This window comes from Bacillus sp. FJAT-45350 (genome assembly GCF_002335805.1).
Classification (GTDB): Bacteria; Bacillota; Bacilli; order Bacillales; family NISU01; genus FJAT-45350.
Genome location: NZ_NISU01000001.1, coordinates 1867265 through 1881970, shown reverse-complemented (window position 1 = coordinate 1881970; position 14706 = coordinate 1867265). Strand labels below are relative to the sequence as shown.

General features: G+C 34.6%; 16 protein-coding genes and 1 pseudogene. 12 read left to right on the top strand and 5 right to left on the bottom strand.

Annotated features, from left to right (window positions below):
• Window positions 1-72 precede the first annotated feature (72 nt).
• From CD003_RS09450 to CD003_RS09425, 6 genes are all read left to right on the top strand, one after another.
• A complete protein-coding gene (locus tag CD003_RS09450) occupies window positions 73-1926 on the top strand; it encodes an SLC13 family permease (RefSeq protein ID WP_096200876.1) in 1854 nt (617 codons plus the stop codon).
• A 371-nt stretch (window positions 1927-2297) separates the two neighbouring features.
• Entirely contained in the window at window positions 2298-2732 is a 435-nt protein-coding gene (locus tag CD003_RS09445; protein ID WP_096200875.1) for a BrxA/BrxB family bacilliredoxin, read from the top strand.
• A 276-nt stretch (window positions 2733-3008) separates the two neighbouring features.
• Window positions 3009-3422 (top strand): TlpA disulfide reductase family protein, encoded by a 414-nt coding sequence (locus tag CD003_RS09440; RefSeq protein ID WP_142302863.1) that lies wholly within the window; start codon window positions 3009-3011, stop codon window positions 3420-3422.
• An 86-nt stretch (window positions 3423-3508) separates the two neighbouring features.
• Window positions 3509-3715: a hypothetical protein gene (locus CD003_RS09435; protein ID WP_096200873.1), complete on the top strand. Its 207-nt coding sequence runs from the start codon at window positions 3509-3511 to the stop codon at window positions 3713-3715.
• Between the two features lie 18 nt (window positions 3716-3733).
• A complete protein-coding gene (locus CD003_RS09430; RefSeq protein WP_096200872.1) occupies window positions 3734-4213 on the top strand; it encodes a PH domain-containing protein in 480 nt (159 codons plus the stop codon).
• The gene (locus tag CD003_RS09425) at window positions 4206-5654 is read left to right on the top strand and encodes a PH domain-containing protein (protein ID WP_096200871.1); all 1449 of its coding nucleotides are present in this window, start codon (window positions 4206-4208) and stop codon (window positions 5652-5654) included. Before CD003_RS09430 ends, CD003_RS09425 begins: the two co-directional genes overlap by 8 nt.
• Window positions 5655-5724: 70 nt before the next feature.
• On the opposite strand, the gene CD003_RS09420 is transcribed toward CD003_RS09425, so the two are convergent.
• Window positions 5725-6735: a DUF2777 family protein gene (locus tag CD003_RS09420; protein ID WP_096200870.1), complete on the bottom strand. Its 1011-nt coding sequence runs from the start codon at window positions 6733-6735 to the stop codon at window positions 5725-5727.
• An 83-nt stretch (window positions 6736-6818) separates the two neighbouring features.
• On the bottom strand, window positions 6819-7991 hold the full coding sequence (locus CD003_RS09415) for a PP2C family protein-serine/threonine phosphatase (RefSeq protein WP_096200869.1): 1173 nt from the start codon (window positions 7989-7991) through the stop codon (window positions 6819-6821).
• A 312-nt stretch (window positions 7992-8303) separates the two neighbouring features.
• Between CD003_RS09415 and CD003_RS22645 the strand changes: the two are divergent.
• From CD003_RS22645 to CD003_RS09390, 6 genes and pseudogenes are all read left to right on the top strand, one after another.
• Window positions 8304-8915 (top strand): annotated as a pseudogene (locus tag CD003_RS22645) (protoglobin domain-containing protein); the annotation flags it as partial.
• Complete coding sequence (locus CD003_RS22640; RefSeq protein ID WP_373558565.1) at window positions 8892-9689, top strand: methyl-accepting chemotaxis protein; 798 nt, start codon at window positions 8892-8894, stop codon at window positions 9687-9689. The pseudogene CD003_RS22645 and the gene CD003_RS22640, both read left to right, overlap by 24 nt.
• A 35-nt stretch (window positions 9690-9724) precedes the next feature.
• Complete coding sequence (locus CD003_RS09405) at window positions 9725-10054, top strand: hypothetical protein (protein ID WP_257008288.1); 330 nt, start codon at window positions 9725-9727, stop codon at window positions 10052-10054.
• A complete protein-coding gene (locus CD003_RS09400; RefSeq protein WP_179295502.1) occupies window positions 10047-10448 on the top strand; it encodes an ATP-binding protein in 402 nt (133 codons plus the stop codon). The genes CD003_RS09405 and CD003_RS09400 overlap by 8 nt, the downstream gene beginning before the upstream one ends.
• Window positions 10449-10470: 22 nt before the next feature.
• Window positions 10471-10773, top strand: coding sequence for an STAS domain-containing protein (locus CD003_RS09395; RefSeq protein WP_096200866.1), 303 nt, complete (start codon window positions 10471-10473; stop codon window positions 10771-10773).
• A gap of 149 nt (window positions 10774-10922) precedes the next feature.
• A complete protein-coding gene (locus CD003_RS09390; RefSeq protein ID WP_096200865.1) occupies window positions 10923-11498 on the top strand; it encodes a guanylate kinase in 576 nt (191 codons plus the stop codon).
• Between the two features lie 51 nt (window positions 11499-11549).
• On the opposite strand, the gene CD003_RS09385 is transcribed toward CD003_RS09390, so the two are convergent.
• The 3 genes from CD003_RS09385 to CD003_RS09375 form a co-directional block, all read right to left on the bottom strand.
• Window positions 11550-12509 carry an MBL fold metallo-hydrolase gene (locus CD003_RS09385; RefSeq protein ID WP_096200864.1) on the bottom strand — a complete coding sequence of 320 codons (960 nt, stop codon included), beginning with the start codon at window positions 12507-12509 and terminating at the stop codon, window positions 11550-11552.
• 184 nt (window positions 12510-12693) lie between these two features.
• Entirely contained in the window at window positions 12694-13587 is an 894-nt protein-coding gene (locus tag CD003_RS09380; protein ID WP_096200863.1) for a hypothetical protein, read from the bottom strand.
• Between the two features lie 87 nt (window positions 13588-13674).
• A complete protein-coding gene (locus CD003_RS09375) occupies window positions 13675-14646 on the bottom strand; it encodes a toxic anion resistance protein (RefSeq protein ID WP_096202311.1) in 972 nt (323 codons plus the stop codon).
• Between the last annotated feature and the right edge of the window lie 60 nt (window positions 14647-14706).

Sequence of the window (14706 nt, the reverse complement as noted above, 5' to 3'; positions counted from 1 at the left end):
TTGTCCCATAAGGTAATCTATCTTTTGGGATAACCTTTTTCCCACTATATATTTATTTTGAGGTGGACTTATTTGGAAACTGAATTACTTCTTACATTTATTATCTTGTTAGTAACGACAGCATTATTTATGGTTGGTAGAATTCGTTCTGACTTGGTTGCTTTATTATCTTTATTAGCTCTAGTATTGACAGGGATTATTTCAATTGGAGATGCGTTAGCTGGATTTTCAAATTCTGTTGTTATCATGATTGCAGGTTTGTTTATTGTTGGTGGAGGAATTTTCCGCTCAGGTTTGGCAGAAATGGCTGGGAATGTATTAATGAAGGCTTCTGGAGATAGTGAAGTAAAGCTTTTATTTATGCTTATGGTTATTGTAGGGATATTAAGTGCTTTTATGAGTAACACAGGTACAGTTGCTGTACTATTACCAGTTGTCGTTAGTTTAGCGTTAAAAATGAATACAAGCCCTGCTAAATTTTTAATACCATTAGCATTTGCAAGTAGTTTAGGTGGTGTACTTACGTTAATTGGAACACCTCCGAACTTAATTGTCAGTCAAACACTTCATGATTTTGGCTATGAGCGTTTGTCATTTTTTGATTTTACACCAATTGGTATTGTTGCTTTAGTTACAGGAATTATCTTTCTAATGACATTTGGAAGAGTTTTATTGCCTAAGCAAGATATGAAAAAGAAACAAAAGCAAGATGAGGAAACCTCTCCAAAGGAACTAGTGAATGATTATAAAATTACAGATAAACTGTATACAGTCAAAGTTTTACAAGGTTCACCTGTAGTCGGTAAAATGCTATCGGATTTAAGGTTACCTTCTCTATATAATCTTGCTGTGCTTAAGATTGAGAGGAAATCGAAGGATGGTTCTAAGCTTTTGCCAATGAGGTATCTTGAAATGGCTGGGCCGACAAGTATTTTACAAGAACATGATTATCTTTACATACAAGGGGCGCATGCTTTAGTTGATAAACTGTGTATTGACTTAGGGTTAAAAATTGTTACTGATAAATCAACAGATGCTACAAAATTAATATCAAGAGAATTAGGCATAGCAGAAGTTTTGCTTACTCCACATTCCTCATTAATTAATGAATCAGTTTCTTCATTAGGATTTCGTGAAAAATACAACTTAAATATTGTTGGTATTAATCGTAAAGGGGATTATCTACTCAAAGATATGTCAGAAAAAAAGCTCCGTTTCGGAGATGCACTATTAGTTCAAGGGGCATGGACGGATATTGAATTACTTGCTAAGGAAACCCGTGATGTAGTAGTAGTTGGTCAACCACACGAGCATGCTAGTATGGCAGCAGCTAGTGGAAAGGCACCAATTGCAGGTGCGATTATGTTGTTTATGCTTACCCTGATGACCTTTGAAATTGTTGCAGCTGTAACAGCCGTCATTATTGCAGCAGTATTAATGGTGATTACGGGATGTTTGCGCAATATGGATGATGCCTATGGTAGGATCAATTGGGAAAGTGTAATCTTGATAGGGGCAATGCTTCCTATGGCAACAGCACTTGAACAAACTGGTGGTGTAAAGCTAATAGCTGATACTCTTGTTAATTCATTAGGAGGATATGGTCCAATAGCTGTTATGGCAGGCTTTTATTTTTCGACTATGTTTTTTAGTCAGTTTATTAGTAATACAGCTACCGCAGTCTTATTTGCACCGATTGCAATTACGGCTGCTATAGGAATGGGTGTCAGTCCTTATCCACTATTATTAGCAGTATCAGTAGCGGCAAGTATGGCATTTGCTACTCCTGTCGCTTCACCAACAAATGCATTAGTAATGACTGCAGGAGGGTATAAGTTTATTGATTTTGTAAAAATAGGTGTACCACTACAAATTGTTTTGTTCATCGTAATGATGTTCGCCATCCCATACTTCTTCCCGTTTTAAATCAATAATAAATAGCCGGTTTTTGCTTTTTATTATTGATTTAAGCAATGAGCAAAGCCATTGCCACCTTAGAATGGGTTAGGATGTTTCAAATGAAAAATGCTGAATTTGCTTTTATTATTTATTAAATTAATGACAGAACCACTGTTATCTTTTAAGTCATACTAAGAGTGGTTTTCTCATAGTATAGCGCACAGTGAGCGTAGCCATTGCCATCTTAGAATGGGCTAGGATTTCAAATGAAAAAAGTGGTTTTCTTTTTATGGCTAATCTAAGCAATGATTACACCAATTCTTATTTTTGCCTTTTGTTCAATAACTATAGTATGATAGCGTTTAGAAGCTAGTTTATTTGGAAGGGGATAAATATATATGTCAATGCATTATGATGATTATATGCGTCAGGTTGTAAAACCGATGAGAGAAGAGCTAACAGCAGGAGGATATAAGGAATTAACGACTGCAGAAGAGGTTGAGTCTTTTATGGAGAGTGCAGAAGGTACAACATTTGTTGTGATTAACTCTGTATGTGGTTGTGCTGCCGGACTGGCTCGCCCAGCGGCAGTTGCGTCATTAAATCATGATGCTAAACCAGATAACATGGTTACAGTCTTTGCAGGACAAGATAAGGAAGCTACCGCAAAAATGAGAAGCTATTTTGATGGGTATGCACCTTCTTCACCTTCTATGGCATTATTAAAAGGTAAAGAAGTTGTACACTTTATTCCACGTGAAGAAATTGAATCATATGAAAGAGAAGAAATTCTTGATAATATTCTTCAAGGATTCGATAAATATTGTAAATAGGAGAGGGTATCTCAAATGTTGAAATTTCATTAGAGATGTCTCAATCCGTTACTTGTCTGACTCTAAGAAACCAAATTAAAGTCGGACTTTCAACAAATGTAGCGGCTCGCACATTGCTTAGGGGGTGTGCCAAAGGTCGAATTTTACCTTTTGGCACAACCCCTTTTCATCATAAAGGAGTGCACTGAAAAAGCCCAATATAGACGATTCGTAAAGGCCGATGAAAAAGTGAAAATCACACTTTTTCATCGGCCTCATCATAAAGAGGGGGACATCATGGCACTAGACTTTACATTAAAGGAAATAAGGACAAATGAAGATGTGACTTTAAGCAGCTTTAAGGGTAAATCAATCATGTTGACGTTTTGGACATCGTGGTGTCCTGATTCATTGCAAGATTTACAACAAAAAAATCGGTTGTATTTGAATATGGCAAAGGACAAACTTGTGTTTCTTACAATAAATGTAACGGGAAGAGAGCGTAATGAGCGAGATGCAAATACATTTCTTGAAGGCGCAGAATACCAGTTTCCGACCTTAGTTGATGAGGGAACAAAGGTATATAATCAGTTTCAATGTGAGGGTGTACCTACAACAATTCTTATTAATGAGAAATTCGAGATTGTTCGAAATTACAATGATCAAACTCCCTTTATCGAAATAGTAAAAGGCTTATCTGAGTTGATATAAGGGGTGCTTCCTGTTTAAAAGAGACTCTCAATGTTGTAAAATAATAAATATATAAGCATGTAAAAAGTGTGAAGGAGATGGTAACCATGAAAGAAGAAATTTTGAATAAGCTAGAAAAACGAGGATTAGATGATATTGTTGAACTGATTGAAGATGCAGAAAAAGGTCATTTAACGGAGCTAGAGCTAGTGAAGTCACTTGGATTACTATACGACGATGAATTAAATGAACAGGTACTAGCTTTACTTCAAGAATTAGGGGTTGAATTGATTTACGTTACTGATGAAGATTAACGGAAGGTGTGAATATGTTTGCGTCCTGTACCAAGTCAAGTCATTTCTAGAAAGGCATTACCACTTTGGAAAATTAGAGCGAGTATAGAAGCACTTTTTGTAGCTGTTCTCCCTGTCGGTTATTATTTTTTAACGCGGTATTTACCACTTCCCAATTGGGGACTGTGGGCGATTATACTATTTTATATTACGTTCTTTATCTTTTATGTATTTGTCCTACCACATATAAGGTGGAAGAGATGGAGGTATGAAGTACTTGATGAGGAAGTAGACATCCAATATGGTGTGTTAATTGTTAGACGAACACTTATACCGATGAATCGAGTACAACATGTTGACACTGAACATGGTCCACTCATGAGAAAATACAAACTAGCCGCAGTAACGATTTCTACAGCAGCAACTGTTCATCAAATTCCAGCATTAACTGTAGAAGTTGCTGAGAATCTAAGAGACCAAATTTCAAAACTAGCGACGGAAGCTGATACGGATGATTAATTCAAAGAGGTTACACCCACTTGCTATTTTTGTATCATTTTTATCGTTGTTAAAAGAACTTATTTTTCCTATCCTCATTACTTTATTCATTGGTGGTACGAGTCCAAATCGTTTTTTTCAGCCATTAATTTTTATGGTTATCTTCTTGGTAGGTGCCTTTATTTACGGAATTTTCTATTGGATAACGTTTCGGTATCAATTCAGTGACGGGAAGCTCTATATACGTAAAGGGGTTTTCATTAAAAGGGAACGTTCGATACAGAAAGAACGGATTCAAAGCTATGATATCGTAGCAGGTGTACTTCAAAGAATGTTTGGATTAGTAAAGGTACGAATTGAGACAGCTGGTGGCGGTGGAGAGCCGGAAGTTCAATTAATTGCAATAACGAGGCTAGAAGCCGAGGAGCTCAGAGAACAGTTATTAAAGAGGCCGGAGACTCAAGAAGAGAATGAGGAATTACTTGACGATGCAGTTCTTCCGATAGAGAAGGAAACGGATGCATTCTGGAAACTATCGACAAAGAAATTGATTTATATGGCACTTACATCAGGTGGTGTTGGCATTGTATTATCAGCACTCATTGCAATATTTACACAAGTAGAGCAATTTGTTTCAGAGCGCTTTTACGAACGTACCTTTGTTGTTTTTGACGGAGGAGGCTATTTTCTTGTTTTTATATTGCTCTTTATCATCTTTGTCATAGCATGGATTATCTCAATTATTGCGACTGTCCTTAAATATAGTGATTTTAATATCACTAAAAAGGACAATGAGCTTGTCATATCTAGAGGATTTCTTGAGAAGAGACAATTGACGTTACATACAAATAGAATTACCGCAATCAGAATTGTGAGGAGTATTTTCCGTCAGCCATTTGGTTATGTTTCTGTTTATGTTGAGAGTGGTGGTGGAGGAAGGAATGAGGAACAAATGTCTACTGTTTTGTTTCCTATGTTGAAAGCAGAGGAGATAGAGGAGGCATTTCGAGAGATTATTCCTGAATACCCAGTTGAAACAGAAATAACAAAGGTACCTAAACGTGCTTGGTTACGTTATCAGACTCGAAACCTTCTTCTTCCTGTAATAGTTTTGGCGGTTGTCTATTGGTTACTGCCATTTGGTGTATATTTATTTGCCCTTGTACCTCTTTTTAGTTTATTAGGTTATTGGCAGTATAAAGATGCTGGGTTCAGCAAGTCTGACCAATTTGTCTGGTTACGAAGTCGAAAGCTCAATCAAACGGTTGTCATTGTATCAAGAAAGAAGATTCAAGCGGTGGATTCAGACCAATCACCTATTCAGCGCATGAAAAGGCTAGCTACGTTTAGAGTTTCCGTATTAGCCTCAATCTCTGGAAAAACCTTTGAAGTTCAGGATATTGATAGTATTGATAGTGAAAAATTACTACAATGGTATTCTTACGATGAAAAAAAGCAGTAACCAACTCAATGGTTACTGCTTTTTTAAATGCTTAGTATCAATAATTATCGCTACTCGGACTTTGATTTGATTAATTTTTATCTCTCGTTGAAAATTCATTTGTATATGTGACAATGGATCGTTGTCCTTTGTCTGTAGTGAATTCAAAACGGTCATATACATCATCATTGTCATTTTCCGAAAGAGTACGTTCATAGTGGTGTTGAACAACAACAGTTTGCTGCTTTGTTTGGAATGTAATGAAGTTTACACCCTTAAATTGCTTACTCTCTGTAGAGTGAAGCAACTGAAGTAATAATGAGTTCTGACAATGTACAACATCATCATGTGATACTTTGAAAGATTGTAAGCTTTTTTCTAATGATTCTAAAGCTGGCTTTTCAAGTTCATTAATTAGTAGATGATATGGTTCAAATTGTTGTTTCTCTAGACGTAGCATTACATCAGGAGATAACTCAATTACTTCATCATTCTCTAGCTGAAATTCCATACCAGATATATAATGACACTTTCTCCATTGTTTTTCATAATATAATTCAAACTCAAAAGGACAGCCTTCTAGAGCCAAGTATTGTTCTTGGTCTTCGTCATATAACATTACCTGGTTTTTTACTTCATTTAATAAGTAGTAAACATAGTTAGTATCCTTGATTTCTGGGTCGTCATCTGAAGTAAAGAACCTTTGGTATTCTTCTGCTTTCTCTGGGTCTAACATTTGTAAATACGTTAGTAGAGATGAAAGAATTTTCAATTGGTCTTTTTGAATATCAATTTCTTTTGTAAGTGAAGTGATAAGAGATTCTTGATAAGTCTCTACTTCATCTTCGAAAAACATTACTTTAGATCCTGTTACTTCTATTTCTTCGTTTTCTTTGTATAAAGGCTCTTGTAGAGTGAACTCCCCATCTGGACTTAACTCTTGTAAAGGTAATGTGTGAATAGAAGCGACCTTTACAATTCCCTTCCAAGGCTTTCTTGGCTCTGCAATAACTTGGAGTAATGTACCAATATATTGACCTTCTGTTTGTTCATCAATTAGAACGTAACTTCCAATTAGTGTGTGTGCTTGTTTACGATTCATGAAAACCCTCACTTTTGGACTTTGTTCGACATTATACGATAGTATTATTATAGTCAAAAATAGCGTGATTCTGCAAGTCTATGTTACTGTAGTTTAATGGAAATGAGACAAATGTCATCCTCTGTACTCGAAGCCTGTAATCGATGTTCGATCATTAAGTCTAATAATTGCGGATCATCAAGGTTTTCTTTGTTGACGATATTACACAAAAATTGTACGCCATCAATTTCTCGATTGTCTGGCAGTTCGGTTAATCCATCACTATATAAAAAGATTGTAGACCCTACTTCATACTGAATTTCTCCCTTATTAATGATGATATCTGAAAGAAGTCCAATAGGAGGTGAACCAATATTTAGTACTTCATGAGTAGAATCTGGTTTGAATAGTAAACCAGGTGGATGACCTGCATTACTATACTCTATTTTCTTTTCTTTTGTATCAATTAATAGGTAAATAGCTGTGAAATAATAAGATATTAACCTATCAGGGTCGTCTGCAATATAGAGACGGTACATGTGTCGATTTAATTCTGATATAACTTGAACAGGCTCGGTTACTCTTGTGAATAATCCATAAAGAAGAGAGCGAATCGACATGCTGATAAGAGCACCAGGGATACCGTGACCTCGAACATCGCAAATAATTAATCCGTATTTATGTTTATCAATGGGTACCCAATAATACAAATCACCTGATAATTCTGTTGAAGGAATAAAACGAGCATCAATAGATAAAGACTGATTTGAAAACGCTCGGCCAAGCATGTTTTTCTGGATTTGCTTAGCTATTGAGATATCTTGTTGTAAATCATTTAATACATCACATAATTTTTGTTCCGCATTTTCGCGATTTATACGTTCCTTATAAAGGTTAAAGGCTTGTTTTACTCTTGATAGTAATTCGATTCTTTTAAGAGGCTTTTTGATAAAGTCTCTTGCACCAACTTCAAATGCTTGTTCTAAATAAGAGATTTTATCACTAGCAGTCATAACAATGACAGGGATCTCTGCAAGCCTAGGCTTTTGCTTAATAATTTGACAAAACTCTAAACCGTTCATTGTCGGCATCATAATATCTACTAAAAGTAAATCAGGAAATTTACTTTCACTGTTTTGTCTATCCCATAACTCTAATGCTTCAAATGCCTTTAAACTAGAACTATAGAATACTAATTGGTCAATACCAGCTTGTTTTAGGTAATGTTCAATTAGGATTTGGTCATCACGAGAATCGTCCACTATCATAATTTTCATTTCAGTACGTCCTTTCAAATGCTTTCCATTGTTTACACAGATAGTACTAAAATATCTTAATGTTTTTCAATCGTTTATCTTTGGTCGTTTCATTAGCCAATATACGTATTAAGGTATTTTTTTATAAAATCTATTTTCATTGTTTACGATGTATCATATAATATCATTATACATAGGCTTTTAGTAGTGTAAAAAGGGAAAATGTAACTATCCTTTGAAAAGTTTATATTCTAGAAAAACAGAAAAAATATGAGATTTACATATAGAATGACATAAAATTGTGTATATCGGTTAATTAAGTAATAGGGGGAAATGACTATGACTAAATGCCCATTCAGTTCGTTGTTTGGAAATGAAAAAGGATCAGTAAATTTTTTTGAAAAGGAAGGAAAAGCTACACCATCATCTAGCGTAGAGTTTAATTCATCAATCTCGTTATCTGACACTGTAAAAAAACATTTTCAAGAATTATTAGATAGTAATGAACGTACTCAATTACAATTCGTGAATTTACAAGCGGAAGATATTCAACGATTAGCGAATGCTCGTCCTGTTTTTGAAAAAAATGCTGAAATAATAGTAGACGAATTTTATGGACGTTTAAGTACGATGCCACATTTATTACAAATCATTGATACTAATTCTTCTATTGATAAATTGAAGTTAACGTTACAAAAATATATTTTGGACATGGTATCTGGTGAAGTAGGCTCTGATTATGTAGTCAGACGTAAGGTAATTGGTAATGTACATAATAGAATCAACTTGTTCCCGGAGTGGTACATTGGAGCATATACAGTTATTCAAAATAGTGTTCTTTCCGTATTAAACCGAGAGATGTCAAATACAAAAGAAATTGAAGAGCTTTATCATTCATTTCTAAAGCTATGTTCTTTCGATATGCAAATTGCGATACACACATATATAGAATCCTACACTTCGTCAATGATGAAACTAAATGAAGTTGAGGAATTACAACACCGACTAAATGATTCTTCTGTGACGTTAGCGGCTAATGCTGAACAAACAACTTCTTCTATAGAGGATAAAGAGAAACACGTACAAACGATGCTAACAGGAATTAATGAAATTCAGGAAACATCGCAAGTAATGATAGAACAAGTTCAGGCAGGTAAAAACGATGTATCTTCTGCTCTAACAGAAGTTGACAGAATTGTGAAGACTATTGAAGAGACGAAAAATTTAACAACTGAATTGACAGAGAGCTCAACGAAAATTGGTCAGGTTGTTAAAGTTATACGTGATATTTCGAATCAAACAAATGTTCTTTCTTTGAATGCGACAATTGAAGCGGCAAGAGCAGGAGAACAAGGTCGAGGATTCTCTGTAGTTGCTAAAGAAGTACGTAAATTAGCAAATCAAACACAAGAGGCGCTAGATCATATCCAGGAACAAATAACAATGGTTCAGGATAAAACTGCAAATTTTGAGAACGCCTTTATTAAAATTGTTGACCAAACGAGTACATTCCGTGATATGAACCAACGAATCATTGATGTATTAGATCGTTCTGTAAATGGTGTACAGGAAAGTGATGAGAGAATTCAAAAATTTAGTGGCTTTGTTAAGGAATTTAAAGAAACATTCCAAGAAATTTCAGAAGCATCTCAAAACATTGCCAATATGGCAGAGGAATTAAGTTACTTAAATAGTGAGCTAAGTAGTAAATTCCGTTAATTTTGCTGAATCACTGAAAGGAAGTAGGTGTAATTGTGGAGAATATTATTCGTCTTAAATATGAAGAACGTACATTTAATTCATTAGAGGAAATGACAGAAGTATTACTTCATGAATCAAATGAGCAATTAATTCGAATAGACATCGGACAAATAGAAAATCTTAATGTCGAACGAAATTACGCTAAATGGAGGTTAATGCACATACAAAGAAGTCATCAAGATCGTACATTATCACATAAATATCGTTCAACCTACAACTCATTATGGAGTCAATTATATCGTCTAGAACACCAAGGCGAATATAGACACCCGTACTTAGATGATTTGATAAAATTATTCATGAAAGATGAAAGCAATGATTAAATATAAATGTAATGTATTAACTAACTCCAATATTTCTAGTCATGTTGAAAATATATTAGAAAAAGTAAATGAACAGATAAAGTTAGATGACACTAGCTTACTTTATTACAATTTTAAATTAGCTATGTGGGAAATCTTCTGTAATGTAATTGTACATTCTAGTACAAATGAGAATAAAAAAGTTGATGTAGAAGTGAACTGGGATAATAACAAGATTTTTTTAGTAATTGAGGACTATGGAGAGGGCTTTAAATGGGAGGAAAACGTTCCAAGTGAAGCACCATCCGCGAATCAAATCGGTGGAAGAGGCTTGTTGTTCATCGACCAAATTTGCCATGAGTTTTTTTATGATAGTACCGGTAGAATTGCTACAGTTGTTTTTTTACGGGATTAAATTTGAGAGGAGTCATACTAGAATGATTGAATTTATAAATAAAGAGGATTCGAAGCTTGCTGTAATTGTACAGGGGGATATTAATTTTGAAACTGCTCGTGAATTGGAGATTACGATAATGGAACAAGATTTTGAAGTGAAAGCGAAGGAGATTGAAATTGATTTATCCGATGTGAGATTTATCGATTCAACTGGAGTGAGCTTATTAATCAAGTGGCTACATCCCCTTTCTAAGGAATCTGAAATAATCATTTCTAATGCATCAGAGCCAATTAAAAACATATTAAAAATTTGTAAAATTGACCAATTTGTAACTGTCCTATAAAATACATTAATAAAAGTTATAAATAAAGAAGGAATTGTAAAAATTTTAGAGAAATAATATAATATAACCACTGTGTAATAGCAGTGGTTATATCGCAGTTGAATTTTCAGTATATTCTGATGTAATAGATATGATTGGGAGGAATGTATATGTATAATCTAAATGAAAAGGAAATGATTTTTGTTTTTACAGGTCCAGACGGTTCCGGAAGAAAAACGATTGCGAAGCTTGTTGGTAGCACACTTAATATGGAAGGTGTTGTATCATCAACAACTCGAAAAAAACGTCCTTATGAAACTGAAGATGTAGATTATCATTATCTTTCTAGAGAAGATTTCAAACAAGCATACGATAATAATGAGTTTATTGAGAAGGTTGAAATTAATGGCCAACTTTATGGAATCAAAGAAGCTGATGTAAAAGAAAGCTTCTCAAAACATGGTTGTATTTATATTGTTTTAAATAATCATGGTGCTGACATACTTAAAGAACTATATGGAGATAAAGTCATTCGTATTTTCTTATATGCTGATAGAGATACTGTTATTAAACGACAAGAAGAACGTGGAGATACTCCTGAAGTAATTGAAGAGCATATGAGTCACTATGATGAAGAGTTAAATTACAAAGAAAAATGTGAACATGCATTTGAGAACTATGAGCTTTCTCATACTGTGTTTGAAGTAACAAATGCTATTGAAAGCCACTTAACTGCAAAGAAATAATAAAAGAAGGAGCTTGTGATAAGGATTAGTCCTTATTACAAGCTCCTTTGCTTACTTATCTGCTCGTTTAGCTAGCTTCTCGATGTAAAGATGTATTCCCATTGTACAAACTTCCATGTCTAAGCTTAAAATTCCATATATAGGATGGTCATCTGGGACACCTTTTTCATGTAAACTTTTTTGGACAAGAGTGACTAATTCTTTAGCTGTCCATTTATAATCTTGCCCAGTATCTACTGCTTTTTGACCAACTTCCATAAAAATTGGAAGCCAATGCTCAATTTGTCTATATACTTCTTCCACATCAGATTCTGCACCGAAGTGACCGAAATAAATTTTAGAAACGTTTAACTCTTTAATACGCTCTAGTGATGAAAGAACGGCATCAGGTTTAAATTGACTAGGTGAAGTAGAAGGGAGGAATAACTTCTCTCCTAAATCTCGATGTTCTTCATAGCGTACACCGAGTGTATCACCAGTAAAGATACCGTTACTTATAGGATCGTGGATGCTGAAATGGTGGTCAGCATGACCTGGTGTATCATAGAATGTTAACGTACAGTTTTCACCAATTTGTAATGTATCTCCATCTTCCATTACTAGTAATTTCTCTTCAGCAATTGGAAGAACTGGGCTAAATAGACGATCGAAATCCTCACCATATACAGCTCTTGCTCCTTGTACTAAACGACTTGGATCTACAAGGTGACGAGCCCCTCTAGGATGTACAACGATTTTCGCATTAGGACAATCCTTTAAGAGTAAGCCTGCGCCACCAGAATGGTCAAGGTGAATATGTGTAACGATAATGTATTCGATATCTTTTGGGTCAAGTTGTAATTCATTTAATCCCTTTAAAATATAAGGAATTGAGTTACTAGGACCTGTTTCTACTAATGTTAATTTGTCCTCCTGAATCACGTAAGAACCTGTTCTTGACGGCATATCTAAGTCAAACCCATCAATTAAATGAATACGGTCATCAATCTTAATTGGTTTTCTAGAATTCATATGTATTCCCCCTTTATAGAAAGTGTAGAGAAAACGATTGCAAAATGCAATTATGATTGATTATGAGTTATGAATTATGAATGGGGATAAATAAAAATGGATAATTGTTAATGGTTAATGTCAATTAGTGATATTACGCGACTTTATGTTTAAAGCCGCGCAACTAACAATCTACAATTAGCAGTTATTTCTCTGTTGGATAGCGCAAGTTGTTTAATTTGACCAGATGTTCTAGGTGTTGGATTTGTGCTTTTTCCATTCGTTCGACATAGGAGATAATCGTTAATTCCATTTTTGATAATGTAATAAAAATTTGTTCCTTTTGTAATAGTTGATTCTTCGGTGATAGAGATAGGTACGTGTGTATAAGATTTGGTATATCCTCACGAAGCATTCTCCTAACAATATGCCGTTCTTCAATATCAAGTAGTGAAAAGTCCGGGAATAGCTTTTCTGATTCTTTTAAAATTCGGCTTACTTTGTTTTCGAGTAATGGATCAAGACCTAATGTAGATTTATGATTCGTTATTCGTTTTAATTCTAAAATTAATTGTCCTTCTTCACTTCCGGTTTTAAGTGTTTTCACCTGAGTCGATGATGTATCGTTAATCAATTGTCCCATTAATGCGTCGTCTAGCATATCAATTTTATAGAAAATTGACTGCAAGTGAGATGACTTTCTAACGCTGCGCACAAATGTTTTTTTTGAATCAATATAATTAATTGATGCTTCTTTACATTTTCCGATACCATTTGTTGATTTAAAGTATTTACGGAAGCACTCAATTTGTATACGCTTTTTTATAGGTGCGGTGGAAGCGCCAGTATCCATTAAAATAATTTTAATCCGTTTCTTAGAAATTTTTAAAGTGATTTTGAAACGCTTGTCATTCTTCTTTGTAATTGTACGATTTTTGTTTTGACCATCAGATTTATTAATAACCGAATCTATTAATTGTTCTCCTGAGAAAATAAGTTCTGAACTTATTTCATCTGAGAGAAGGCGTTCATCTACAGGTTTGTGTTTATCAGGTAAAAACTTTTCAACCCATGGTAGTTCAATAAATTGCCTAAACATTTGTAGTTCTCTCCTTATTTGGATTGAATGTAGAGTAGGGAAAAAGGATAGCAGTTTCACTGTAGAATAAACATTTAAAGAGTACCCTTAACTCAATAGTTTAGTTTTCATTTCCTTATTCAAAGTGTCCATTTCTTCTATGAATTTCTTGCCACTTGTAATAATACGTTCGTTTGACTGTTCAGTGAGTTGGATAGCAGAAAAAACATCTTCATAAGCTTTTTTAAATGCATCAACAGCAATTGCAGGTTCTTCCAAAGTTTTCAGCGTATCTTCTGAATTTTGCTTTAGCATTTGTGCATTTGAAAGTAGCATCGACTCTGTTGCTTCATTGACATTCTTCACGGCACGAATGACCTTTTGCTGGTTTCCTAAAGCTAACTGAATCGAAGCAGTCACGGTGATGATGTTCTTAGTCATAGTTATTGCGTTAAAAATGGCTTCTTCTAGCTTTTCATTGTTTTCGATGATTAAATCAACTGAAGCAATGGACTGCTGTAAGACCATAACTGCTTGGGACATGTTTTTAATTCTTGATATGACCTTTTGTTGTCCCTTTTGAATTTGGGCTGGGTTATCCCGCCACTGTTCCTCCGTCATTTCCTTTTCTAGCATGTCATTTAATGCATGTCCTATTTCCATTTGCTCCTCAAGAGCAGTTATTCGTTGTCTAGCTACTACCTTTAATTCTTTAAGCATGAGCGAGTCTTCTTGTAATCTATCTTTACCACTTAACAAGCCTTCTACAATTTGGTCAACTTGTGATTCAACTGTCTTGTATTTTTGGGCGTATTGTTGAATTGGGTTTCTTCTGAATAAACGGTTGATAAACTTTTTCACGTTACCATCTTTCAGATAGTTAGGCTCTAAATCAGCTACTACTTCTTTTAATTGATGTAATTGTGTTGGAAGTGAGCTGTTTTTGTTCGACATCATTTCTTGAACAGGCTTTTTTAAAGCTTCTAGAGATTCTCCAGCATCCTTTTGGACATCTTCACCAAGTCCACTAACTGATTCTAGAAAGTCGTCCATTTTATTTTCTTGCTTAAATTGGTTCATATAATTTTGTGCACGTTCTTCTGCTGTTATTTTTTTAGGTTCTGTCATACTAGTCGCCCC

Excerpts from the sequence above, each read along its gene's own strand:
- CD003_RS09435 (WP_096200873.1), top strand. The coding sequence starts at position 3,509 with ATGAAAGAAGAAATTTTGAATAAGCTAGAAAAACGAGGATTAGATGAT.
- CD003_RS09440 (WP_142302863.1), top strand. The coding sequence starts at position 3,009 with ATGGCACTAGACTTTACATTAAAGGAAATAAGGACAAATGAAGATGTG.
- CD003_RS09400 (WP_179295502.1), top strand. The coding sequence starts at position 10,047 with ATGATTAAATATAAATGTAATGTATTAACTAACTCCAATATTTCTAGT.
- CD003_RS09420 (WP_096200870.1), bottom strand. The coding sequence starts at position 6,735 with ATGAATCGTAAACAAGCACACACACTAATTGGAAGTTACGTTCTAATT.
- CD003_RS09445 (WP_096200875.1), top strand. The coding sequence starts at position 2,298 with ATGTCAATGCATTATGATGATTATATGCGTCAGGTTGTAAAACCGATG.
- CD003_RS22640 (WP_373558565.1), top strand. The coding sequence starts at position 8,892 with ATGCAAATTGCGATACACACATATATAGAATCCTACACTTCGTCAATG.
- CD003_RS09380 (WP_096200863.1), bottom strand. The coding sequence starts at position 13,587 with ATGTTTAGGCAATTTATTGAACTACCATGGGTTGAAAAGTTTTTACCT.
- CD003_RS09390 (WP_096200865.1), top strand. The coding sequence starts at position 10,923 with ATGTATAATCTAAATGAAAAGGAAATGATTTTTGTTTTTACAGGTCCA.
- CD003_RS09385 (WP_096200864.1), bottom strand. The coding sequence starts at position 12,509 with ATGAATTCTAGAAAACCAATTAAGATTGATGACCGTATTCATTTAATT.
- CD003_RS09415 (WP_096200869.1), bottom strand. The coding sequence starts at position 7,991 with ATGAAAATTATGATAGTGGACGATTCTCGTGATGACCAAATCCTAATT.
- CD003_RS09425 (WP_096200871.1), top strand. The coding sequence starts at position 4,206 with ATGATTAATTCAAAGAGGTTACACCCACTTGCTATTTTTGTATCATTT.
- CD003_RS09375 (WP_096202311.1), bottom strand. The coding sequence starts at position 14,646 with ATGAACCAATTTAAGCAAGAAAATAAAATGGACGACTTTCTAGAATCA.
- CD003_RS09395 (WP_096200866.1), top strand. The coding sequence starts at position 10,471 with ATGATTGAATTTATAAATAAAGAGGATTCGAAGCTTGCTGTAATTGTA.